Here is a 23,806-nt window from a genome sequence, read left to right as displayed (position 1 = left end):
TCTCGGCCTCCTCGCCGTCGTTCCTCAGCGGTTCGCGAGGGGATGGGGTGGGGCGGGGCGTGGGCGAGGGCTGCGGGGGAGGCGGTTCCGACGGTGGGCGCCTGGTGCGCGCGTGCGACGCTGAGCCGGTGAACGTCAGCGAGCACATCGTCGAACGTCTGCACGCCTGGGGCGTGGGTCGGGTCTACGGCTACGCCGGGGACGGGATCGGCGGCGTGCTCGCCGCCCTCGCGCCGCGGCACGAGGACGAGGGCCCCGGCCACATCGACCTCGTGCAGGTGCGCCACGAGGAGACGGCGGCCTTCGCGGCGACCGCGGACGTCAAGTACGGCGGCAACCCGATCGGCTGCTGCGTCGTGACCAGCGGGCCGGGCGCCCTCCACGCGCTGAACGGCGTGTACGACGCCCTGCTCGACCGTGTACCGGTCGTCGCCGTCCTCGGCCAGACCGCGTCGACCGCGATCGGCACCGGCTACTACCAGGAGGTCGACCTGGCCAGCGTCTACAAGGACGTCGGCCGCGCCTACCTGCAGACGATCACCGACGCGTCGCAGGTGCAGCACATGGTCGACCGGGCCTGCCGCACGGCGCTGGCCGAGCGGCGCCCGGTCGTGCTGATCGTGCCCAGCGACGTGCAGGAGCGCGACGCCGTCGTCGACCCGCCGGACGCGCACGGCTACGTCCACACGAGCACCGTCCCCAGCACGCCGGTGCCGGGCGCGGTCGCGGCCGACGTCGCCCGCGCCGCCGAGGTGCTGAACTCCGGCCGCAAGGTCGCCCTGCTCGTCGGCGCCGGCGCGCTCGGGCACAGCGAGATCGTCGCCCAGGTCGCCGACCGGCTCGGCGCCGGCGCGGCCAAGGCGCTGCTCGGCAAGACCGTCCTGGACGACCGGCTGCCGTGGGTCACCGGCGCCATCGGGCTGCTGGGCACGACCACCAGCTGGCACCTGATGCGCCACTGCGACACCCTGCTGATCATCGGGTCGCGGATGCCCTACTCGGAGTACTACCCGGAGCCCGGGCAGGCGCGGGCGGTCCAGATCGACCTCGACGGCGCGGCCATGGGCCTGCGCTACCCGACCGAGGTCAACCTCACCGGCGACGCAGGCGCGACCCTCGCCGCGCTGCTGCCGCTGCTCGAGCAGCACGACGACGCCTGGCGCGACGAGATCGCGAGGCACAAGCGGCGCTGGGACGACTACTCCGCCGAGCGGGCCGCGGCCAAGGCCGACCCGGTCAACCCGGAGGCCGTCGTCCGCGGCATCTCCCGCCGCCTGCCGGGTGACGCCGTCGTGGCGGTCGACTGCGGCACGGCCACGAGCTGGTACGCCCGCGACCTCGACCTCGGGCCCACGCACAAGGGGAGCCTCGCCGGGCTGCTGCTGTCGATGGGCGGCGGGATGCCGTACGCGATCGCGGCCAAGATGGCCAACCCCGACCGGCCGCTGCTGGCCATGATCGGCGACGGCGCCATGCAGATGAACGGCATCAACGAGCTGATCACCGTCAAGCGCTACTGGGAACGCTGGGGCAACCGCTCGTTCGTCGTCCTGGTGCTCAACAACCGCGACCTGTCCTACGTCTCGTGGGAGACCCGCGGAACGCTCGGCGCGCCGCCCGACCCCGAGATCGCCGCCCTGCCCGACGTGCCGTACGCCGACTGGGCCCGCCTGCTCGGGCTCGACGGCGCCCGCATCGACCACCCGGACCAGGTCGACGAGGTGCTCGACCGGGCCTTCGCGGCCGACCGGCCCTTCGTCATCGACGCCGTCGTCGACGCGAACGTCCCGCTCATCCCGCCGCACCTGACCGCGAGCCAGCTGCTGCTGACCGCCAAGGCGGAGTTCAGTGGCGACCCGGCGTTCTTCGGCATCGTCGCCGAGGGGGTGCGCGAGAGCGTGGTCAGCAAGGCCAAGGCCGTCCTCGGCCGGCACGGTTCCTCCGACTGACCTGCGGCAGGCGCCCGGGCCCCGCGTCAGGGCCGCGACACGAGGCCGAGCAGGTCCTGCAGCGTGCCCGCTCCGTCGCGGCAGGTCGGGCGGCGCGGGACGTACGTCTGCCCGGACGGGCAGGACGTCGCCAGCTGCTCCGCCACCGCGTCGTCCATGGCCCGGCGGCTCGACGCCGACAGGATCCAGCCGAGCGGCGCGGCGACCTGCGGTCGGGTGCCGGGGAACACCCGGAACACCGCGTGGTCGAGCGAGCCGAGCGCCTGCAGGCAGGTCCGGTCCGTCGGGCCGCAGACGCGCAGCGGGGCCACGGCGTCGACGGCGCGCTGCAGGGTCGCGTCGTCGGCGACGGCGCCGCTGCCCGCCCGGAGCTTGGCCAGCGGCGGCAGCAGCGCCTCGCTGGTGATGTCGCGCTGGGGCGCGTGCTGGTCGTTGCCGGTGTCGTTGTCGAGGTAGACGACCACGGGCGCGACCACCACCCGGCCGGTGCCGTCCGGCGTGCCCGCGTGCTCGGCGTTCCACTGCTGGACGGCGGGCAGCCACGTGTCGGAGGTGTCGGCGAGCGTGCCGAGGCCGGTGTTCTCGAGGTAGCCGCCGTCGACGAGCTGGTCGGGCGGCGCCGTGCGGCCCGGGAGCGCGCAGGGCCCGACGCGGCCCGACGGCGTGACGTACGGGAACCGTGCGGCGAGCATCGCCGCGGTCGGGACCCGCAGGCCGGGCAGGCAGCCGGGGCTCGACGACGTCGGTGAGGGCCGGGCGCCGGCTGTCGCCGCGCCCGCCCCGTACGCGCTGAGCAGGTCGACCGACCGTGTCCCGCTCACGTCCGCGGCGTCGCAGTCGATCTTGCCGTCACCGCGGGCGCCCACGTCCTCGGTCGCCGGGCGCAGCGCGACCTCGCTCACCCAGACCCGGCAGGCGTTGCCGACCGACATCGAGTTCAGCACCACCGCGCCCACCTCGGGCTGCACCGTCGCGGGCCCCGCGCCGGTCGCCGCGAACGCCCGGTCGCGCCAGCCGTCGCCCGCGGGCGCGGAGGCGTTCCAGACGTCTTCGATCAGCCCGGCCCGGTCGACGAACGGGGTCGGGTCGGCCCGGTCCAGGAGCGGCAGCGGGACGCCGGTGGTCGCGTACGTGAAGTCGCGGACCAGGAGCCCGACGAGCCCGGTGGCCAGCGCGCGCGAGTTGGACATGGCCTCCACCACGGCCCGGGGGTCGGCGTCGTAGCGGGCCACGGCCAGCCCGACGGCGCCGCCGCTGACCCCGCTCGACAGCACGGTCGCGTGCGCCGCGCAGACGTCGTCGGCCAGGGGTCGGGTCGCCTGCACGGTCCAGTAGGCCGCGCGGATGCCACCGCCCTCGCTCGCGAGCAGGACCATCGGCAGGACGCCGACCGTGCGCCCGCCGACGTCGACGGGGCGGGCGCAGCCGCGGGCGAGCTGGGCGTCCGCCCACGCACGGACGGTCGTCGACAGGTCCGGCCGCTGCGCGCCCGCCGGCGCGCCCGCCGCGACGCCGGCCGAGCGGACCGCGTGGATCGGCGTGCCGGCGTCGATCTCGCCGGCGAAGACGACCGCCACGAGCAGCAGCGTGACCACGGGCGTCGAGCGCAGCCGGGCCGCGCGGAACACCTCAGCCGCCGGGTAGCGGCCCGCGACGAGGGAGGCTCCGGCGGTGAGGCCGGTCAGCGCCGTCGCGCTGAGGACGAGCACGAAGAGCACGCCGCCGCGGCTCGCCACGCCGGGCAGCACGCCGAGCCCGACGAAGGTCACGACCGAAGAGCCGAGCACGACCGCGGGCAGGCGGGTGAGCATGGCGGGTTCCGTGACGCCGGGCGTCGGGGTGAGCCAGCGCACGACGGCCCCGACGCGGGTGCCGCGGTCGGCGGCCCCGTCCAGGCGGCAGAGGGCCAGCGCGGCGAGCGGCCACCAGCCGACGACCACGACCGCGCCGACCACGAGGATCACGACCGCGTACGGGCTCGCCGGCAGCAGGCCGAAGACCTGCAGCACCGCCACCTGCGTCATCGCCCGGACAGCGCCCACGGCCGCGAGCGCGACGAGCGCCAGCGCGACGGCGTCGCCGACGACGAGGAGGCGCTGGAGCTCGTCCGGCGTCCAGGTCGCCTCCGCCCGCTCACGCCACAGCGGCGTGCCGTGCCGCTCGTGCCAGCGGCGGGCCAGGCGGCGCAGGCCCAGCGACGTCAGCCAGACCAGGACGGGCACGGCGCAGAAGCGCACGAGGCGGTCCCACAGCACGTCCGCGCCGCTCAGCGCGAGGACGAGGGCCACGACGAGGACCACCGCGGGCGGCACGAGCCACAGCACCGGCCGTCCCCGCGGGCCGGGACCCGGCTCGGGCACCGGCGCCGCGTCGGAGGCGGGCGTGCCGAGTTCGGGGGCGGGCCGGCGGCAGGCCAGCGACGTCCGGGCGCGGCCGAGCAGGAGCAGGGCGGCGGCGAGCACGAGCAGGGCGACCACCCCGAGCCCGCCCTCGAGGAAGAAGTTCCGCGGGCCGTCGGCCCAGCGGCGCACGACGTCGGGCACCTGGTCGAGGATGTCGGCGCCAGGCGCGACGAGCAGCAGCCCGAGCACGAGCACCGGGATGATCGACAGCCGGTGCTGGCGGACGGCCTCGTACGCCCGCCCCGCTCGCTCGCGCACGAGCCCGCGGCGCCGGGTCAGCCAGCCCCACGCCAGCGTCACGACGAGGACCAGGCCGAGCGCGGACTGCACCATGCTGAGCCGCGCCAGCGTGTCGGCCAGCCCGGTCCCGACCGCGGTGCGCCGCGCGACGAGGAGGGCGAGGGCGTCCTCGGCCAGGTCGAGCGCGGCGACCCCGACGGCGAGGCCGAGCACGAGCCGACGACCCGGGCCCCGGAACCGGCGCCGGGCGTACCAGACGGCCGCCCCGACGTACGCGCCGACGAGGCCGAGGTCGAGCAGGACGTAGACGACCAGGCACGAGCGGCGCAGCGGGTCGCCGCCGAAGTCGGCGGACCAGCCCGCGCGCGACGCCCAGGCCGAGGGACCCATCAGCTCCGCGAGCGACCAGGCGTTGCCCTGGGCGTCGAGGACGTTCGCCGCCAGTCGGCTGACCTGGTCCATCGCGACGAGCAGGGCGAGCACGACGGTCGCCCACGCCAGCGGCAGCCACGGCAGCGTGGCGACGAGGCGCGACGACGCCGACCGCTCCTGCCCCGGAACCTCCACGGCCGCCCCCCTCTCCGGCCGGACTCTAGGCCGCGGCCCTGACAGTCAGCCAGGGTGAGGGTGCGGAGCGCGGAGGACGCGCCCCTGATACCGCTCAGTCGCGGCCGGCCGGTCCCGGCCTGTCTCGGCGTGCGGCGCGCGAGTGCTGCGGGACGATCACGTCGAGTGCGTTCGGCGAGACCGTGAAGGAGACCGGGGTCGTCGCCACGACCTCGCCGTCGACGTTCACCCGCACCGGGTGGTCGGTGGCCAGGTCGACCGCGCGGGTGCGCAGGTGCAGCACCTCGGGGTGCTCGACGAAGGTGCCGGAGCGGAAGAAGCGGGCGATGTTCACGTGCTCCCGGAACCGTCCGGCCGGGATCGCGTACACGTCGAGCTGGTGGTCGTCGATGCCCGCCACCTGCGAGACCGCGTTCCCGCCGCCGTAGAAGCGGCCGTTGCCGACCGCCAGCTGGAGGAGACCCTCGAGCCGGACGGGCTCGTGGTCGCCGAGCGGGAACGTCAGCTCGGCGGTGAACGGGGTGTGGCGCCGGTACGCCGGTACCGCGGCGATCGGGTACGCGAGCGGGCCCAGCCGGCGCTTGAGGACCGGGCTCATGGCCTGCGCGACCTCGACCGAGAGGCCCGACGACGCGACGTTCAGGAACGCCGTGCCGCCGATCCGTCCCACGTCGATGTCGACGACCTTGCCGTTCGCGACGGTGTCGCAGGCGGCGGCGAGGTCGAGCGGGAGCTCGAGGGTGCGCGCGAGGTCGTTCGCCGTGCCGAGCGGCAGCACGCCGAGCGTCACGTCGGTCCCGGCGAGCACGTCGACGACGCTGCTGAACGTCCCGTCGCCGCCACCCACCACGATCAGCCGACGGCCCCGCTCGACGGCCTGCTCGACCGTCTCGCGCAGCCGCGCGGGGTCGGACACCCCGAACGCCTCGACGACGTCGACGCCGCGCTCGAGGAGCATGCGGTGCGCGTCCTCGAACGCCGCGGCACCCCGGCGCGAGCCCGAGTTCACGACGAGGGCGGCCTGCTCGGTCGTCGGCGTCATGCCCAGAAGAGTAGGGCGCGACCCTTTGCGCTCCCTGTGCTCGGGCTCTCCGGGTCCCCTCAGCGCGGCCGGGTGAGGTCGAACCGCTCGCCCAGCTCGTAGTAGGCGCTCGGCCCGCCGCCGCGGACGACGGGCTCGGCCCGTTCCGTGCGGTAGATCCCTTCGTCGTCGACGAGGGCCGGGTCGATGTGCACGCCGACGACCTCGCCGGTGCACCACCAGTTGTCGGTCGGCGTGCCGTCGGCGGCGAGCAGGCGGACCACCTGCGCGGTGCGGCACTCGAAGCTCACGGGCGCCTCGGCCACCCGCGGCGCCGCGACGTCGTGGCCGTCGAGACCGGTCAGGCCGGCCCGCTCGAACTCGTCGACGGATTCGGTGGTCGACGTCGCGTTCATCCGCTCGGCGAGCTCGCGCGTGACCAGGTTCCAGGTGAAGACGCCGGTCTGCTCGGCGTTGCGGACGCTGTCCTTGTAGCCGTTGCTGCTGAACCCGACGAGCGGCGGCGTGTAGCCGAGCGCGGTGAAGAAGCTGTACGGCGCGAGGTTGCGCACGCCGTCGCCCGACCGGCTCCCGATCCACCCGATCGGCCGCGGCGCGACGATCGCGTTGAAGGGGTCGTGGGCCAGGCGGTGGCCCTCGGACGGTCGGTAGAAGTGGTCGCTCACCGGCTCAGCCAAGCACCCGGCGCCAAGCCGGCCCGGCGCTCAGAACAGCTGCTCCAGCGCCCCGCTGTCGACGTCGTAGAGGAACCCGCCGACGGTCGCCCGCTCGCCGACGTGCGGGTGCGTGCGGAGCAGGTCGACGTCCTCGAGCAGCCGCGCGCGCTGGTCGGTCGACGCACCCAGCGTCAGGCCGGACAGGTCCTCGCCCGTCTCCTCCTTCACCCGGGCGATCACGTCGGCGTCCTCGCCGCTGGCCATGGCGCAGCGCGTGTGCGGGACGACGAGGATGCGCTCCACCCCGAGCAGGTGGACGCCGAGGACGCACCCGATGAGCGCGTCCGGCGTGACCCGCCCACCCGGGGTCCGGATGATCTTGGCGTCACCGGTGTGCAGGCCGATCATCTCCAGCGGCTCGATGCGCGAGTCCATGCAGGTGATCATGGCGACCCCGGCGCGGGCGATGCCGTCGAAGCCGGTCAGGCCGAAGTCCTTCTGGTACTCCGCGTTCGCCGCGAGCAGGTCGCGGAAATCAGGTGCGCTCACGAGGCCAGATCGTACGAGTCGGCCCCGCCTGACTCCTTCACCAGCACCGCGACGGACAGGCGTCGCGAGGCGGGAGAGGAGCCTGAGAAGCTCCGTGGTGCGGGCGGCCGCGACGTCGAAGGGTGGGTCCGGGGCGAGGGCGCTGAGCGTGGACGGGTCTGGCGGGAGCACGGGCGCGACCGCGGACGTCGTGGAGCGGGAACCACGCGCCCGTGCGGATGGTGGCGAAGCGCCCTCGTCCTGGACCCGCCCGGCACCAGACGCAACCACCCGAAGCCCCACCGAGGGGGTCAGAACTCCCGCGCCCGCCGCAACCGCGCCGGACGCCCGTCGGGGTCGTGCACCAGGCGGGTCATGGGCTTCGCCCACAGGCGCGTGAGGGGTCCGAGCTGCGGGGGCACGAGCCGCCGGAGGCGCCCGGCCGGACGCGGCCCGACCTGGCCGCCGGCGTACCAGGCGTCGAGCCGGTCGGCGGCTGCGGCGTACGCGTCGAACATCGCGTGCGGGTCCAGGCAGTCGGCCATCGCGCTCGCGAGGGCGTCGTCGTCGACGTCGACCGGGGCCGACGGGTCGAGCAGGTGCCCGGTGTCCCCGCGGAACCGTGCGGCGCCGACCTCGCGGTCGAGGTGCTCCGCCGCGAGGGTCAGCCGCAGCCGGCGTGCGTACGCGGACAGCCCCGGCGAGCCGTCCGGGGCGGCCTCGTCGACCACCACGGCAGACAGCTCGGAGTCGTGGGTCCAGGAGCGGCGGTTGAAGTTGTCCGAGCCGACGGTGGCCCAGACGTCGTCCATCACGCAGACCTTGGCGTGGACGTAGACAGGGCGGCCAGCGTGGTTCTCGAGGCTGTAGAACGCGACGCGGTCGCCCCCGGCGTCCTGCAGGAGGTCGAGCGTCTCCTGGCGGGCGTAGTCCTGCGGGATCCGCGACAGCGGCGACGACTGGTCGGGCACCGGCGGCAGGACCGCGACGACGCGCAGGTCCGGGCTCGAGCCCAGTGCCTCCTCGAACGCGCGGGCGACATCGGGCGACCAGAGGTACTGGTCCTCGATCGACACGAGCCGCCGCGCCCGCTTCAGGGCCTTGCCGTAGCCGCGCGCGACGCTGCGCTCGCCGCCGCGGGCGAAGGGGTAGTCACGCCCGTGGCGCAGGTTCGGGTAGGTGCGGAGCAGCTGGACCGTGTGCGTCCCGCCGGGGACGGGGGCGGGCGGCGGCGCCTGGTCCGGCAGCGGGTCAAGGGAGAGGTCGGTGCGCGTGAGCTTGTCGTGCAGCCAGAACAGCGGGTTCTGGCTCAGCGGCGTGGGGTCGGTCCAGCGCTCCCGGAACACCGTCTCCACGTCGTGCACGGCCGGGCCGGAGATGACGACCTGCACGTCGTGCCACGCCGGGGTCGGCCCGTACGCCGCGGCCATCGGCTGGGCCTGCGGGTCGCCCTCGTGCCCGGCGTCGTCGCGGCGGCTGTGCGACAGGTCGATGCCGCCGACGTAGGCGACGTCGTCGGCCGGTCGGTCGCGGTAGCGGATCACCACGAGCTTCTGGTGGTGCGAGCCGCCGGTGCGGACCCGCATGTCGAGCAGCGCCTCGGCGCCCTGCTCCTGCAGGCGGATCCCGAGCGTGCGGTTCTCGTGGGCGGAGAAGGACAGCGCGTCGAGGTGGCTGCGCCAGATCAGGCCGCGGACGTCGACCCCGCGTCGGTCGGCCTCGCCGAGGACGCGCAGGACGTCGCTGCCCTCCTGGTCGAGGAGCTGCTCGTCGCCGTCACCGCGCCAGTCCGTGAACAGGACGAGGTCGCCCGGGCGGGCCGCCTCGACGTGCGCGAGCAGGTGGGGGAAGTAGGCGCCGCCGTGGATCAGCGGCCGGACCATGTTGCCGGTCGACCACGCCTCGTCGCCGGGGTGCTGGTCGTCGAGGACCGTGCGCGGGTTGGCGCGCTCGGCCTTGCCGATCAGCCAGTCGGGGAGGTCGGGACGGGGTGACACGTCGGCCCACCCTGCCCGACCGCCCTGAGCACGAGGTGCGAGGGTGCCCGCAAGCAGTCGTCCCGGTGCACGACCGTGGCGCGTGAGCGGGTGGCTACACCTTCTCGCAGGCGACGCCGTCCTTGTCGAGGTCGAGCTTGGAGTTCTTGTCGTACGTCGGGGTGATCCTCGTCCAGCTCTTCACCCCGAGCCCGACCTCGGTCGCCCCCGACCGGCCGACGCCGTGCTTGTAGACCTTGTTGAGCGCGGTGCAGCTCTTGTACTTCTTCGGCTTCGGCCGCACGAGGACGTAGTTCGGGTACGACGTCGCCGGGTCCAGCGTCGCGCTGCCCGCGAAGCGGAGCCGGAAGTTTCCGGACGTGCGCGCCCTGACCTTCGTCTCGACCCGGCCGTCCGCGTCGCTGCGCACGGTCTTGAGCTTGCCCCACGCACCGCCGTCCGGCCGGAACTCGAGCGCCAGCTTCAGCGCGGTCGGCGCCTCGAAGCCGCCGGTGCGGACGTTGCCGGTGATGGTGATCTTGCGGCCCTTCGCCACCTCGGTGGGGGAGACGAAGGAGTCGAGGAAGACCGCCGACGACGGGGCGGGGCCTTCCACGTTCACGACCCGGTCGAGGGTGGCCTGGCCCGGGATGCTCGCGTGGACCGCGACGTCGTAGGTCCCCGGCGGGAACTGCGGAGCCTTCTCGGGGACCCTGAGCTGGACCTGCGTCCCGAGCTCGAGGACGCCCTGGCAGGGGATCGAGACGCTTCCGCTCGCCTGCACGCCCCCGACCGTGGCCGTGACGTCCATCGTCGTGGGGTCGCCGTAGCACGCGTACCGCAGGGAGACGACGGCGAGCGCGGGATCGAAGATCACCAGGCCCTCGTCGATGAGGATGTACGCCTCGGGCTGGCCGGCGGCCGGGGCGGGCCCGGCGGCCACGGCGGGCGTGGCCAGCGTGAGCAGCCCGAGGGTGATCGCGGCGATGAAGGTCGAGAGGGTGAGGCGTCGTGCGCGCACAGCTGCTCCAGCGTTCATGAGGACGGACGACGGGAACGGTATCCGAATCTTCAGGTTCCAGACCCCGCGCCGCCGAGTCCTCACGGGTTCAGCCCGCCCGGCGGCTCGCCACGGCCGCGATCGGCTGACCGGCGGCCACCCCCGAACCATCGCGCTTCCCGTCGGCCGGCGGCAGCTCCACCGGAGCCCCGCTGGCGGCCGACGCGACCGCGGGCGCCGGACCCACCCACGCGAGCAGCAGCGTGTCGACGCCCTTGACGAAGTGGTGGCAGCGCACGCCGCCGGTCGCGCGGCCCTTGGCCGGGTACTCCGCGAACGGGGTCACCTTCACCATGCCGGCGTCGGTGCCCGGCAGGGCCGACGAGCTCCCGGCCACGCTGACCACGACGCTGCCCCCGTTCCCCGGGCCCGTCGAAGGGTCGGCCACGCCGAAGAAGACCGCCGACGCCTTGGGCGCCAGGCGCACGCCGGCCATGCCTCCACCTCCACGGCCCTGAGGACGTACGGCGCTGGCGGGGAAGTGCAGCAGCTGGGCGTCGCTGGTGACGAACACGAGGTCCGCGCCGGCGGCCTGGTCCTCGGTCAGCTCGACCGCGCCGACGACCTCGTCGGCCTCGTCGAGCCGCACGACCTCCCACGCGTCGCGGTTGAGGACCTCGGGCGCGACGCGCTTGACCACGCCGGCCGCGGTGCCCAGCGCGAGGCCCGGCCCGTCGGTCGTGAGCGCGGTCAGGCCCAGGGCCCGCTCACCGGGCTCGAGGGTGACCAGCTCGCTGACGTGCGTGCCGCCCTGGAGGTTGGGCGCGCTCGCCGTCGCCGGGACGGTGGGCAGGTCCAGCGCGTTGAGGCGGACGCAGCGGCCGCGGTTCGTGAGCAGCCCGACGTCCGCGCGGGCGGTCGTCAGCACCGACGCGACGACGACGTCGTGGTTGCTGCGCGGGCCCTCGGTCGCCAGCGGCTCGGCGTGCGGCGTGCGCGCCAGCAGCCCGGCCGACGACATGAGCACGCGGCAGGGGTCGTCGGCGACCTCGAGCGGACCGGCCGCGGCCGCGCTCGTGGTGCCGCCGGCGGCCAGCAGGATGGTGCGTCGCGGGGTTCCGTGGGTCTTGGCGACCTCGGCGAGCTCGTCGGAGACCAGGCGGCGCAGGCGCTCGGGGTCGTCGAGGATCTCGCTCAGTGCAGCGATCTCGGCCCGCAGCTGGTCGCGCTCGGTCTCGAGCTCGATGACGCTGAGCCGGGTCAGGCGCCGCAACGGCATGTCGAGGATGTAGGTGGCCTGCACGTCGGACAGGTCGAAGGCCTCGATCAGGCGGGTCTTCGCCTGCGCGGCGTCGTCGCTGGAGCGCACGATCGCGATCACGTCGTCGATGTCGACGATGGCGAGCAGCATGCCCTCGACCAGGTGCAGCCGGTCGAGGGCCTTGCCCCGGCGGAACTCGGTGCGCCGCGTCGTCACCTCGTAGCGGTGCTGGAGGTAGACGTCGAGCAGCTCGCGCAGGCCGAGGGTGCGTGGCTGGCCCTCGACGAGGGCGACGGCGTTGATGCCGAAGCTGTCCTCGAGCTTGGTCGCCTTGTAGAGCTGCTCGAGCAGCGCGTCGGCGTTGAAGCCGTTCTTGACCTCGATGACCAGCCGCAGCCCGTTGCGGCTGTCGGACAGGTCCTTGACGTCGTGGATGCCCTGCAGCTTGCGGGCCTGCACGCCGACCTTGATCTGCTCGATCACGCGCTCGGGGCCGACGAGGTAGGGCAGCTCGGTGATCACGATGCCCTTGCGGCGCGGGTGCACCTGCTCCACGCGCGCGGTGGCCCGGATGCGGAACGACCCGCGCCCGGTCGCGTACGCGTCGCGCACCCCGTCCAGGCCGATGATCTTGCCGCCGCTGGGAAGATCAGGACCCGGGACGAAGCGCATCAGGTCCTCGAGGCCGGCCTTCGGGTTCTTGATCAGGTGCCGCAGCGCCTGCACCACCTCGACGAGGTTGTGCGGGGCGCAGTTGGTGGCCATGCCGACGGCGATGCCGGACGCGCCGTTGACCAGCAGGTTCGGGAACGCGGCCGGGAGCACGACCGGCTCCACGTCCTTGCCGTCGTAGTTCGGGCGGAAGTCGACGGTGTCGGCGTCGAGGTCGGCCGTCATCGCCGTGGCGGCGGGCGCCATGCGGCACTCGGTGTAGCGCATGGCGGCGGGGCCGTCGTCGAGGGAGCCGAAGTTGCCGTGCCCGTCGACCAGCTTGAGCCGCATCGACCACGGCTGCGCGGTGCGGACCAGGGCGTCGTAGATCGCGCCGTCGCCGTGGGGGTGGTACTGGCCCATCACCTGCCCGACGACGCGGGCGCACTTGACGTGGCTGCGGTCGGGACGGATGCCCATCTCCTCCATCGAGTAGAGGATGCGGCGCTGGACCGGCTTGAGCCCGTCGCGGGCGTCGGGCAGCGCACGGGAGTAGATGACCGAGTACGCGTACTCCAGGAAGCTCGACTGCATCTCCGAGGACACGTCGACGTCGAGGATGCGCTCGGTGAAGTCGTCGCCCGGCGGGCTGGGCGGGCTGCTGCGGCGGGCCATGCGGTGTCTGGGTCTCCCTGCGTACGACGGGCGTTCCGTGCTCCGGCGATTCTGCCCGTCCGGAGGTGCCGCGGCCGACCGGCGCGCCCCGGGGTGGCCGGGCGACGCCCGTGCCGGTGGTCCGGCGTCGGCGACCCCTAGGCTCCGCAGGGTGCCAGAAGAGGGAGCGCTCGCCGGCCTGCCGGACCACTACCGGCTCGTGCCCGACGTGCCGGGCGTCGAGGACTACCTCCGCCTGCGGCGCGACAGCGGCCTGACCCCCAAGACGCGCGAGCAGGCGGAGGCGGCCCTGCCGGGCGGGTGGGCCGCCGTGCACGTCGTCCACGAGCCGAGCGGGCAGACCGTGGGCATGGGGCGGCTGATCGGGGACGGAGGCTGGTACTTCCACGTCGTCGACATGGCGGTCCTGCCCGACCACCAGCGGCGCGGGCTGGGGGACCGGATCCTCACCCACCTGCTCGACCTGCTGCGCCGGGACGTGCCGCCCGGCGCGTACGTGACGCTCATGGCCGACGGGCCCGGGCAGCGCCTGTACGCCCGCCATGGTTTCGCTGACCAGGCCCCGCGGACGATCGGCATGTCGCTCGTGCTCTGAGGCTCCCGCCCCGGGGTGCACCGCGAGGAGCGTGCGGCCTCCGAGCATGTCGGGCGGGAAGCTCGAGCGGCTGCCTGTCCGGGGCCGGAGCACCGGCAGGCGTCCTCAGGATCGCGTGGCCAAGCACCTGTCGATCCGCCGTCCGTTACGACGGTTCATGTGAGGCGAGTCACACTACGGCCGCTTGCAGACCCGTGACAACGGTGTCCATAATTATTTCCTGTGAGGGGTTAAGGAAACCCTCACAGCCGCGGAACCGGTCCCACAGGGTCGTTCGCGGAGCTCGTGAAACCACTGCTGGCGGGGGCCGGAACAGGGTGCCACGAAAGCGTGTGCCACCAACCATCCACTCGGGGAAAGTAGATGGAGTTCTGATGACCACCGACCTCAAGCAGGCCCTCGCCGACCGCGACCTGGTCGCCCGGGCCCAGGCCGGCGAGACCATCGCCGAGCACGTGCTGATCAAGGCCGTCCGGGTGACGGTGCACCGGTACTGCCGGTCGCGCCTCGCCACCTACAGCGGTGGCGCCGAGGTGGCCGAGGACGTGACCCAGGAGGTCTGCCTCGCCGTCGTCGACGCGCTGCCGCGCTACCAGGACCAGGGTGCCCCGTTCGCGGCCCTCGTCTACGCGATCGCCTCCAACAAGGTCGCCGACGCCCAGCGCCGCTACGCCCGTACGCCGTTCCACACCGTCGAGGAGCTGCCCGAGCGGCCCGAGCCCGCGCTCGACCCGGAGCAGCAGGCCGTGGCGCGCGACGACGTCGCCGCCGCCCTGGCCCTGCTCGAGCAGCTGCCACCGAAGATGGCCCAGGCCATCCGTCTCAAGGCCGAGGGCCGCAGCGCGGACGAGGTCGGCGAGCTCATGGGGATGACCGCCAACGCCGTCCGTGTCGCGCAGCACCGCGGCCTGGCCCGGCTGCGCGAGCTGGTCGCGGCCTCCGAGGACCACCGCGAGCGGTTCGCCGACCGCAGCGCGGCGCACGCCGCCGCCTGACCGCCCGCGGAAGGACCGTGCCCACGCACCGCTCGGCGGGCGTGGGCACGGTCGGTGCGGCGGGTGCCGGTTCAGCCGACCGCGCGGCGCACCAGCTCCTGCACCCGGGCCGCGACGGCGTCGGACATGGCGTGCACGGCGTACTCGGTCGGCCACAGGTCGCCGTCGTCGAGCCGGGCGACGTCGTTGAACCCGAGGGTCGAGTAGCGCGTGCCGAACTTCGAGCCCGGCTTGAAGAAGCAGACGACCTTGGCGTCCTCGTTCACGTAGGCGGGCATGCCGTACCAGGTCTTGGGCCGCAGCCCGGGAGCCGCCTCGCTGACGAGGGTGTGCACCCGCTCGGCGAGGGCCCGGTCGCCGTCGGGCATCGCGGCGATCGCGCCGAGGCAGGCCTGCGCCTCCTCGGCCTTCTTGGCCCCGCCGCGCCCGGAGGCGCGCAGCTCGTCGGCGCGGGCCCTCATCGCGGCGCGCTCGGCCTCGCTGAAGCCGGTCTCGGCGCTGGTCGTGGCGTCGGTCTGCTCGCTGGTCATGGGGACTCCTCCTCGGTCGGGTCGGACGTTACTGCTGGGTTGACGTCGCGCGAGCCGGGGATGTGACCGACGTCCTCGTCCTCACCCGGTGGGGCCCAGGACCGTCTCCCCGATGACCGACAGCAGCCGGAGCCGCTCGTGGCTCTCGCTGCCCGGCGCCGCGGTGTAGACGAGCAGCCGGTGCGACTGCTCCGGGTCGAGCAGCGACTGGCAGCTCAGCTCCAGCAGGCCCACCTCGGGGTGCAGGAACCGCTTGGTGTCGCGCGGCGCGAGGCCCACCTCGTGGGCGTCCCACACCCGGCGGAACTCCTCGCTGCGGGCCAGCAGGTCGTCGGCGAGCTGGGCGGCCCGCGATCCCGGGCCGCGCAGCGCGGTGAGCTCGCGCAGGCCCGAGGCGAACAACCGGCTGAGGAACGCGTGCTCCTCGGGTGCGTAGCGCGCCCGGCTCGCGGGGTCGCTGAACCAGCGGTAGCCGAGGCTTCGCTCCGGGCCCCGGTACGCGGTCAGGTCCCCGACGAGCGCCACGCCGAGCGGCGTCTGGCGCAGCGTCTCGCCGAGCTCGGTGACGACCTCGGCGGGCGTGTCCGTGAGCCGGTCGAGGATGCGCAGCAGCCCCGGGCTGACGTGCTCGCTCCCCGTGCCCGGCACCGGCGCGCGGTGCCCGGCGAGCCGGAAGAGGTGGTCGCGCTCGGCCAGCGACAGGTGCAGCCCCTGCGCGATCGCCGCCACCATCTGCTCGGAGGGCTGCGGGCCGCGCTCCTGCTCGAGGCGGGAGTAGTAGTCGGTGGACATGTGGCAGAGCCCCGCGACCTCCTCGCGGCGCAGCCCGGTGGTCCGGCGCCGCTGGCCCCGGGGCAGGCCCACGTCGTCGGGCTGCAGCGCGCTGCGGCGACGGCGGAGGAACTCCGCCAGCCCGGCGCGGTCGATGGTCACGGCCACGTGGCTCCTTCCTTCTCGTCCCATCCTCCCGAGCGGTCCCGGCGGCATCCAGGGACCGCCGCTCCCTGGATCGGGCGGTCCTGGTGCGCACCGCGCCGTGGGGCGACGGTGGGTGCACCGACCACCCGAGGAGCGCACCATGTCCCGTACCCCCGACCTCATCGTCCCCGACCTGACGGGGCGCCGTGCCGTCGTCACCGGCGCCAGCGACGGGATGGGGCTGCACGTCGCCGCCCGGCTCGCGTCCGCCGGGGCGGAGGTCGTCCTGCCCGTGCGCAACCGGACCAAGGGCGAGGCCGCCCTCGCCCGGATCCGCCAGGTCGCCCCCGGCGCCGACGTCTCGCTGCGCGACCTCGACCTGTCCTCCCTCGCCAGCGTCGCCGCGCTCGGGGCCACGCTGCGCGCCGAGGGGCGGCCCGTGCACCTGCTGGTCAACAACGCGGGGGTGATGACGCCGCCCGAGCGGCAGACGACGGCCGACGGCTTCGAGCTGCAGCTCGGCTCCAACCACCTCGGCCACGTGGCCCTCGTCGCGCAGCTGCTGCCGCTGCTGGTCGCGGGGCGGGCGCGGGTGACCTCGCAGGTCAGCGTCGCCGCCGCCCGTGGACGGGTGCACCTGGAGGACCTGTCGTGGGAGCGCTCGTACGACGGCATGGCCGCCTACCGCTCGTCGAAGATCGCGCTCGGCCTGTTCGGGCTCGAGCTGGACCGCCGCAGCCGCGCCGCCGGGTGGGGGATCACGAGCAACCTGGCCCACCCCGGCGTCGCGCCCACGAACCTGCTCGCCGCCCGCCCGGAGGTGGGACGCGCCTCCGACGCCCCGGGTCGCCGGCTCATCGTCGCCCTCGGCCGGCGCGGGTGGCTCGTCGGGACGCCCGAGAGCGCCGGGCTGCCGGCGCTGCTCGCGGCCACCGGACCCGGGGCGAAGGCCGGCGCCCTGTACGGCCCGAGCGGGTTCGGCCACCTCGGCGGCGCGCCCGCCGAGCAGCGCCTCTACCCGCCGCTGCGCGACGAGAAGGCCGCCCGCGAGGTCTGGGACGTCTCGGAGCGGCTCGCCGGGGTGACGTTCGCGGCGGCGTAGGCGCGATCACGAGGCGTGCCGGTCCTCCCGCCTGCATGCCGAAACCGGTTCAGCAGGCAGACTGACGTCTCGTGCGCCGACTGCTGAACCGACCGCTGGACCAAGGCTGGACCGTCCGACCGACGAGCGGGCCGGTGCCCGCGGAGCTGGAGCCGACGCTCGCGGCCCGGGTGCCGGCGACGGTGCCGGGCGTGGTCCACACCGACCTGCTCGACGCCGGGCTCGTGCCCGACCCGTACCTCGACGAGAACGAGGCGGTGATCGCCTGGATCGGTGAGACGGACTGGCGCTACGAGACCACGTTCACCTGGTCCGAGGCCGACGCCGCCGCCGGCGACGACGTCCTCGAGCTGGTGGCCGAGGGGCTCGACACGGTCGCCACCGTCGAGCTCGACGGCCGCGTCGTCGCGCGCACCGCGAACATGCACCGCACCCACCGGATCGACCTCACCGGCGCGCTCGCCGTCGGGGAGCACCGGCTCGCGGTGGCGTTCGACGCCCCGATCCCGGCCGCGCAGCGGGTCAGCGAGGCGCTCGGTCCGCGGCCGTGCGCGTACGAGCACCCGTTCAACGCGATCCGCAAGATGGCCTGCAGCTACGGCTGGGACTGGGGTCCCACGACCGCCACGTCGGGGATCTGGAAGCCCCTGGGCCTGCGCGCCTGGAGCACGGCCCGCCTGGCCGCGGTGCGGCCGCTCGTCGACGTCCGCACCGACGGCGACGGTGCCCCGACCGGCCTCCTGCACGCCCACGTGGACGTCGTGCGGGCTCCCGCCGACCAGAGCGCGCTCACCGTGACCGCCGAGGTGGGCGGCCGCCGCGCCGAGGTCGTGCTCGAGGCGGGCGCCACGTCGGCGACCGTCGAGCTCGAGGTCGACGACGTCGCCGTGTGGTGGCCGGTCGGCCACGGCGACCAGCCCCTCTACCCGGTCTCCGTCGTCCTGAGCGTCGAGGAGGGCGAGCTCGACACCTGGGACGGGCAGGTCGGCTTCCGCACCGTCGCGCTCGACACCACCGCCGACGCCGAGGGCACGCCGTTCCGGATCGTCGTCAACGGCACCCCGGTCTTCGCCCGCGGCCTCAACTGGATCCCCGACGACTGCTTCCCCCACCGGATCAGCGCCGAGCGCTACGGCACCCGCCTCGGCGAGGCCGTCGCGGCCGGCGCCAACCTCGTGCGGGTCTGGGGCGGCGGGCTCTACGAGAGCGAGGACTTCTACGCCGCCTGCGACTCGCTCGGGCTCATGGTGTGGCAGGACTTCCTCTTCGCCTGCGCCGCGTACGCCGAAGAGGAGCCGCTGCGCTCGGAGGTCGAGGCCGAGGCCCGCGAGGCGGTGACGCGGCTGTCCGCGCACCCGAGCCTGGTGCTGTGGAACGGCAACAACGAGAACATCTGGGGCCACGAGGACTGGGGCTGGAAGGAGGTCCTGGGCGACGCGACCTGGGGGCTCGGCTACTACACCGACCTGCTGCCCGGGGTCGTCGCCGAGCTCGACCCGAGCCGGCCCTACTGCCCGGGCACCCCGTACGCGATGAGCCCCGACCTGCACCCCAACGACCCGCACCACGGGCCGACCCACCTGTGGGAGGTCTGGAACCAGCTCGACTGGACCGCGTACCGCGACTCGGTGCCGCGCTTCGTGGCCGAGTTCGGCTGGCAGGGCCCGCCGACGTGGTCGACGCTGACCCGGGCGGTCCACGACGACCCGCTGACCCCGACGTCACCGGGCATGGCGGCCCACCAGAAGGCGGCCGACGGCGACCTCAAGCTGTCCCGCGGCCTCGCGCCGCACCTGCCCGAGCCGCAGGGGATCGACGACTGGCACTGGGCGACGTCGCTCAACCAGGCACGCGCGTTGACCTTCGGCATCGAGCACCTGCGCTCCTGGACGCCGGTCTGCTCGGGGGCGGTCTGGTGGCAGCTGAACGACTGCTGGCCGGTCACCTCCTGGGCCGTGGTCGACGGCGACGGGCACCGCAAGCCGGTCTGGTACGCGCTGCGGCGCGCGTTCGCCGACCGGCTGGTGACGCTGCAGCCGCGGACCGGCGAGATCGCGGCCGTGGTCGTCAACGACGGCCCCGAGCCCTGGTCGGACGTCCTGCGGGTCCGGCGGCTGCGCTACGACGGGACGGTCGTGGGGGAGCAGGAGATCCCCTTCGCGGTGGCGCCCCGGGCGGCCGCGACGCTCGTGCTCGACGGGGCCACGACCTATCCCACCGACCCGGCGAGCGAGGTGCTGCTGGCCGAGGCCGACGGCCGGCGCGGCTGGTGGTGGTTCAGCGAGGACCGCGACGGCGCGCTGCCCGCGCACGACGTCGAGGCCGACGTGACGCGCGTCGACGACGGCTACGCGGTCCGCCTGACCGCCCGCGCGCTGGTCAAGGACCTCGCGATCCTCGCCGACCGGGCCGCCCCCGACGCCCGGGTCGACGACCAGCTCGTCACGCTGCTGCCCGGGGAGTCGGTCACGGTCCGCGTCGCGACCACCGCCGGGCTGCAGCCCGAGGAGCTGCTCTCGCCGCTGGTCGTGCGCAGCGCGAACCAGCTCCTCGACGCGGTCAGAGGTAGCGGCGCAGCTTCGTGACGACCACCCGGGCGGTCTCCTGCTCGCGCGCGTGCAGGAGACCCCAGGTGAAGCCGTTCTCGCCGCGGGCGCCGGCCTGCACGCCGAGCTCGCGCAGCAGGCCCTCGGCCACGACGCTGTCCTGGTGCTCGCCGAGCAGCTCCTGGAACCGCTTGCGCTCGGCCACGATCGCGTCCGCCTTCTTGCCGAGCACCGGCGCGGCCAGCTCGACGGCGTAGCGGTGCCGCTTGCCGGCCTTGCGCGCCCGGTGCAGCAGGTCGTCGGCCCCCTCGTCGCCACGGCGGTACGCCTTCGACGCCGCCACCAGCCGGCGGTGCGTCTTGCGGTCGGCGCGCTTGACGTACGAGGCGGCCTTCTTGGCCGGTTGGTCGGCGAGCGCGGTGAACGGCGGCTCGACCCGCCAGGCGTGCAGGAGCGTGTCGAGGGTGCGGTAGCGCCGGGAGTCGAGCGTCTCGTGCACCGTGCGGAGCGCGTCGGCCCGCCGGACGCCGAGCAGCTCGGCGAGCTGGCGCCGCACCGGTCCGAGGGCCAGCTCGTCGGGCACGGTGTCGAGGGCGGCCGACAGCCGCCCGGTCTGCACGTCGAGGTCGCGCACCGCGCCCAGCAGCCCGGCCCACCACTGCAGCTCGTCGTCCAGACGGCCCGCCTTCGGCACCTCGAACAGCTCGGGGAAGACCCGCAGCGTGCTGCGGATGCGGCGCACCGCCACGCGGGTCGGGTGGGTGACGTCCTCCCCGGCACGGATCAGGGCGGGGGCGTCGACCAGGACGGTCAGCTGCTCGGTGAGGTAGGCGGCGACCAGGTCGCGGAGCGTCTTCATGTGGCTGCCCAGCCTAGGTGCGGCCGGCCCTGCCCGAGCGGTCCGCCTAGGGTCCTGCGGTGATCACGCTCGAAGCCGTCACGGCGGCCAACCTCGACGACGCGCTCGCCGTGCGCGTGGCGCCCGAGCAGGAGCACCTCGTCCGGCCCGTCGTCCGGTCGCTGGCCGAGGCGTACGTGAACCCCGGCGTCGCTTGGCCACGGCTGGTCGTCGACGACGGGGTGGTGGTCGCGTTCGTCATGGCGTTCGTCGACTCGACGTGGGACGACGACCCGGCCGACGTCCGCAGCGGGGTCTGGCGGCTGAACGTCGACCGGCACCACCAGGGCCGCGGTTACGGGACGTTCGCGGTGCGGGCCGTGTGCGACGAGCTCCGCGGGCGCGGGGCCGCGGCGTGCCACGTAACGTACCACCGCGGCCCGGGGTCGCCGGAGCCGTTCTACGCCCGGCTCGGGTTCGTCGCGACGGGGGAGCTCAGCGGCGACCAGACCGTCGCCCGGCTGGCCCTGGACCCGCTGGCCGCCGTCGACCGGCGGCGGTCCTGAGTGGGGTGCGTGAGCGTGGTGCGACGCGCACCACAGGGCGTCGGAGTGGTGCGTCACGCCGGTGTCACCTCGGCTGGTTAGCCTGAAGGGGTGTCCGCAGGAACCGCTCCGCTCGAGGTGGTCGAGGACCCCCCGGGCTACCCCAGGGAGTGGGAGGCCGACGTCCTGCTGGCCGACGGCGGGACCGCCCGGCTGCGCCCGATCCGGCCCTCCGACGCCGGTCTGCTCGTCGCCTTCTACGACCGCGTCTCGCCCGAGTCGAAGTACCTGCGCTTCTTCGCGCCCTACCCGCGGCTGAGCCAGCGCGACGTCCGCCGCTTCACCCAGGTCGACTACGTCGACCGCGTCGCGCTGATCCTCACCCTCGGCGACGAGATGATCGGCGTCGGTCGCTGGGACCGGCTCGAGACCGGCGTCGAGGGCGGCAAGGCCGAGATCGCCTTCCTCGTCGAGGACGCCCACCAGGGCCGCGGCGTCGCCCAGCTGCTGCTCGAGCACCTCGCCGAGGCGGCCCGGGAACGCGGCATCACCGGCTTCGTCGCCGAGGTGCTGCCCGAGAACCGGCGGATGGCCCAGGTCTTCGCCGACGCCGGCTACCGGGTGCGCAAGGGCGTCGAGGACGGCGTCCTCGTCGTCGAGTTCCCGATCATGCCGACCGACACCTCGGTCGGGGTCATGGAGCGGCGCGAGCACCGGGCCGAGGCCGCCTCCGTACGCCGGCTGCTCACCCCGCAGCGCGTCGTCGTCCTCGGCCGCGGGGCGCACGTGTGCGGCCTGGTCGACTCGATGCTGCGCGGCGGCTTCCGCGGCGAGGTGCTGGCCGTGGCCTCCGACGGCACCACCGTGCCCGGGGTCACGAACGCGCCGTCGCTCAGCGAGGTGCAGGGACGCTTCGACCTCGTCGTCGCGTCGATCGACACCACCGAGCTCGGCTCGGTCGTCATCGACACCGCCCACAAGGGTGCGCACGGGCTCGTGGTCCTGACGGGCACCGAGTTCAGCGCGCAGGAGAACCACGTCCTCGTCCAGCTCGCCCGTGCGTACGGCGTCCGCGCGCTCGGGCCGGACGCGCTCGGGGTGATCAACACCCGCCTCGGTGCGGAGATGAACGCCACCCCCGCGCCGATGCCGCGCACCGGCGGCGTCGGCATCTTCTGCCAGTCCGCGGCCACCGGCGTGAGCCTGCTCAACGCGGCGACCCGCCAGGACGTCGGGCTCAGCTCGTTCCTCAGCACCGGCGACTACGCCGACGTCACCGCGAACGACGTCATGCAGTACTGGGAGGACGACGACGCCACCCGCGTCTGCCTGCTCTCGCTCGACACCATCGGCAACCCGCGCAAGTTCTCCCGCATCACCCGCCGCCTGGCGCGGCGCAAGCCGGTGGTCGTGTTCGCGCCGGGTCGGACGAACCGCTCGGAGCACCTCGGCGTGCGCGGCGGGCTCGGCCACGCCCCCGACGAGGCCGTCGACGCGCTGTTCCGGCAGGCCGGGGTCATGGTCACGCACCGCCGGACGGCCATGTTCGACATCGCCAAGATCACGGCCCGCCAGCCGCTGCCGGCCGGTGAGCGGGTGCAGCTCGTCACCAACTCCGCGACGCTCGCCGGTCAGCTGCTCTCCACGATCGACTCCGTCGGGCTGCTGAGCGAGACGCCGGCCCGGGTGCTGTCGTCCGTCGCGCCGCCGGCGGCCTTCAGCTCCGCGGTCGAGGAGGCGCTGGCCGACCCCGCGTGCGACTCGGTCGTCTGCGCCGCCGTCAACGTCTACTCCGAGGGCGTCGACCACGTGATCAGCGCGCTCGAGGGCGTCGCCCGGCACGCGCACAAGCCGGTCGTCGGGGTGTTCCTCGACTTCCACGACCCGCTCACCTCGATGGGCCCCGACACCCCCGGCAGCCTGCCCCGCTTCGACTCCGGCACCGACGCCGTCCGGGCGCTCGCCGCGGTCACCGCCCACGCCCGCTGGCGCGAGCGCGACCCGGGCGCGGTGCCGATGCTCGAGCTCGACGGGGACCGGGCACGGCGCCTGATCAACTCGGTGCTGCGCAGCGCCCCGCAGGGCCGCGAGCTGACGTTCCCGGAGGCGACCGAGCTGCTGGCCGCGTACGGGATCCCGGTGCTGCCGCGCTACCCGGTCGGCGGCCTCGAGGAGGCGTGCCGGGTGGCGGACTCGCTCGGCTGGGACGTGGTGCTCAAGGCCACCGCGCGGGAGGTGCGGGGGCGGCCCGACCTGGCCAGCGTGCACCGCAGCATCGACGACCCCGAGGAGATGGCCCAGGCCTGGGACCACCTCTACGAGCTGCTCGTCGCCCTGGGCCTCGACGCCGACGACGCGCTGACCCGCGCCGCGCCGGTGGTGCAGTCGATGGCGCAGCCGGGCGTCGCGCTCGTCGTGACGAGCCGGGAGGACGCGGCCTTCGGCCCGATCATCTCCCTCGGGCTCGAGGGCGTGGCCTCGGAGCTGCTGGGCGACACCGTCTACCGCGTGCCGCCGCTCACCGACGTCGACGCGGGCGCCATGGTCCGCGACCTGCGGACCGCGCCGGTGCTGTTCGGGCGCAACGGCAGCCCGGGCGTCGACGTCGAGCGGCTGGAGGACCTGCTGCACCGCGTGGCACAGCTGGCGGACGAGCACCCCCAGCTCGCGTCGGTCACCCTGAGCCCGGTCATCGCCTCGGCCGGCTCGATCTCCGTCCTCGGCGCCCGCGTGCACATCGCGCCGACCGACGACCGCCGCGACCCGCTGGCCCGGACGCTGTAGGCACCG

At 74.5% G+C, this 23,806-nt stretch carries 17 protein-coding genes; 7 read left to right on the top strand and 10 right to left on the bottom strand.

Going from position 1 to position 23,806, the window contains the following annotated elements:
• The first annotated feature begins 128 nt into the window (after positions 1 to 128).
• On the top strand, positions 129 to 1,949 hold the full coding sequence (locus BMY04_RS14310; protein WP_198410176.1) for a thiamine pyrophosphate-requiring protein: 1,821 nt from the start codon (positions 129 to 131) through the stop codon (positions 1,947 to 1,949).
• A gap of 26 nt (positions 1,950 to 1,975) precedes the next feature.
• Here the strand turns inward: BMY04_RS14310 and BMY04_RS14305 are convergent, their stop codons facing one another.
• The 7 genes from BMY04_RS14305 to BMY04_RS14275 all read right to left on the bottom strand — a co-directional run bounded on the left by BMY04_RS14305 (position 1,976) and on the right by BMY04_RS14275 (position 12,947).
• On the bottom strand, positions 1,976 to 5,158 hold the full coding sequence (locus BMY04_RS14305) for a hypothetical protein (protein ID WP_091182053.1): 3,183 nt from the start codon (positions 5,156 to 5,158) through the stop codon (positions 1,976 to 1,978).
• A gap of 94 nt (positions 5,159 to 5,252) precedes the next feature.
• Complete coding sequence (locus BMY04_RS14300; protein ID WP_091182050.1) at positions 5,253 to 6,200, bottom strand: lipid kinase; 948 nt, start codon at positions 6,198 to 6,200, stop codon at positions 5,253 to 5,255.
• A gap of 59 nt (positions 6,201 to 6,259) precedes the next feature.
• Positions 6,260 to 6,865 (bottom strand): flavin reductase family protein, encoded by a 606-nt coding sequence (locus BMY04_RS14295; RefSeq protein ID WP_091182047.1) that lies wholly within the window; start codon positions 6,863 to 6,865, stop codon positions 6,260 to 6,262.
• A 39-nt stretch (positions 6,866 to 6,904) separates the two neighbouring features.
• A complete protein-coding gene (locus tag BMY04_RS14290) occupies positions 6,905 to 7,405 on the bottom strand; it encodes a beta-class carbonic anhydrase (RefSeq protein ID WP_232506406.1) in 501 nt (166 codons plus the stop codon).
• 290 nt (positions 7,406 to 7,695) lie between these two features.
• On the bottom strand, positions 7,696 to 9,381 hold the full coding sequence (locus tag BMY04_RS14285) for a phospholipase D family protein (protein ID WP_170854150.1): 1,686 nt from the start codon (positions 9,379 to 9,381) through the stop codon (positions 7,696 to 7,698).
• Positions 9,382 to 9,475: 94 nt separating this feature from the next.
• Positions 9,476 to 10,381, bottom strand: coding sequence for an excalibur calcium-binding domain-containing protein (locus tag BMY04_RS14280; RefSeq protein ID WP_170854149.1), 906 nt, complete (start codon positions 10,379 to 10,381; stop codon positions 9,476 to 9,478).
• 88 nt (positions 10,382 to 10,469) lie between these two features.
• Complete coding sequence (locus BMY04_RS14275) at positions 10,470 to 12,947, bottom strand: DNA gyrase/topoisomerase IV subunit A (RefSeq protein WP_091182045.1); 2,478 nt, start codon at positions 12,945 to 12,947, stop codon at positions 10,470 to 10,472.
• A gap of 151 nt (positions 12,948 to 13,098) precedes the next feature.
• Between BMY04_RS14275 and BMY04_RS14270 the strand changes: the two genes are divergently transcribed.
• Together BMY04_RS14270 and BMY04_RS14265 are read left to right on the top strand one after the other, a co-directional pair.
• Positions 13,099 to 13,542, top strand: a complete 444-nt coding sequence (locus BMY04_RS14270; protein ID WP_198410174.1) for a GNAT family N-acetyltransferase — start codon at positions 13,099 to 13,101, stop codon at positions 13,540 to 13,542.
• A gap of 374 nt (positions 13,543 to 13,916) precedes the next feature.
• Entirely contained in the window at positions 13,917 to 14,537 is a 621-nt protein-coding gene (locus BMY04_RS14265; RefSeq protein WP_091182041.1) for a sigma-70 family RNA polymerase sigma factor, read from the top strand.
• Positions 14,538 to 14,608: 71 nt separating this feature from the next.
• On the opposite strand, the gene BMY04_RS14260 is transcribed toward BMY04_RS14265, so the two are convergent.
• Both BMY04_RS14260 and BMY04_RS14255 read right to left on the bottom strand, forming a co-directional pair.
• On the bottom strand, positions 14,609 to 15,067 hold the full coding sequence (locus BMY04_RS14260) for an iron chaperone (RefSeq protein WP_091182038.1): 459 nt from the start codon (positions 15,065 to 15,067) through the stop codon (positions 14,609 to 14,611).
• Between the two features lie 81 nt (positions 15,068 to 15,148).
• Positions 15,149 to 16,006 carry a helix-turn-helix transcriptional regulator gene (locus BMY04_RS14255; protein WP_232506405.1) on the bottom strand — a complete coding sequence of 286 codons (858 nt, stop codon included), beginning with the start codon at positions 16,004 to 16,006 and terminating at the stop codon, positions 15,149 to 15,151.
• 139 nt (positions 16,007 to 16,145) lie between these two features.
• On the opposite strand from BMY04_RS14255, the gene BMY04_RS14250 reads away from it, so the two are divergent.
• Both BMY04_RS14250 and BMY04_RS14245 read left to right on the top strand, forming a co-directional pair.
• Entirely contained in the window at positions 16,146 to 17,087 is a 942-nt protein-coding gene (locus BMY04_RS14250) for an SDR family oxidoreductase (RefSeq protein ID WP_091182034.1), read from the top strand.
• A 134-nt stretch (positions 17,088 to 17,221) separates the two neighbouring features.
• Positions 17,222 to 19,672, top strand: a complete 2,451-nt coding sequence (locus tag BMY04_RS14245; RefSeq protein ID WP_198410173.1) for a beta-mannosidase — start codon at positions 17,222 to 17,224, stop codon at positions 19,670 to 19,672.
• Here the strand turns inward: BMY04_RS14245 and BMY04_RS14240 are convergent.
• Positions 19,647 to 20,492, bottom strand: coding sequence for a CHAD domain-containing protein (locus BMY04_RS14240; RefSeq protein WP_091182028.1), 846 nt, complete (start codon positions 20,490 to 20,492; stop codon positions 19,647 to 19,649). The two genes, BMY04_RS14245 and BMY04_RS14240, sit on opposite strands and share 26 nt — an antisense overlap.
• 59 nt (positions 20,493 to 20,551) lie before the next feature.
• On the opposite strand from BMY04_RS14240, the gene BMY04_RS14235 reads away from it, so the two are divergent.
• Positions 20,552 to 21,037, top strand: coding sequence for a GNAT family N-acetyltransferase (locus tag BMY04_RS14235; RefSeq protein ID WP_091182021.1), 486 nt, complete (start codon positions 20,552 to 20,554; stop codon positions 21,035 to 21,037).
• Positions 21,038 to 21,127: 90 nt separating this feature from the next.
• Positions 21,128 to 23,800 carry a GNAT family N-acetyltransferase gene (locus BMY04_RS14230; RefSeq protein WP_232506404.1) on the top strand — a complete coding sequence of 891 codons (2,673 nt, stop codon included), beginning with the start codon at positions 21,128 to 21,130 and terminating at the stop codon, positions 23,798 to 23,800.
• Positions 23,801 to 23,806 lie beyond the last annotated feature (6 nt).

Origin of the sequence: Microlunatus flavus, from assembly GCF_900110855.1 — a bacterium.
Lineage (GTDB): Bacteria > Actinomycetota > Actinomycetes > Propionibacteriales > Propionibacteriaceae > Microlunatus > Microlunatus flavus.
This window is presented reverse-complemented; position numbering and strand designations above follow the sequence as displayed.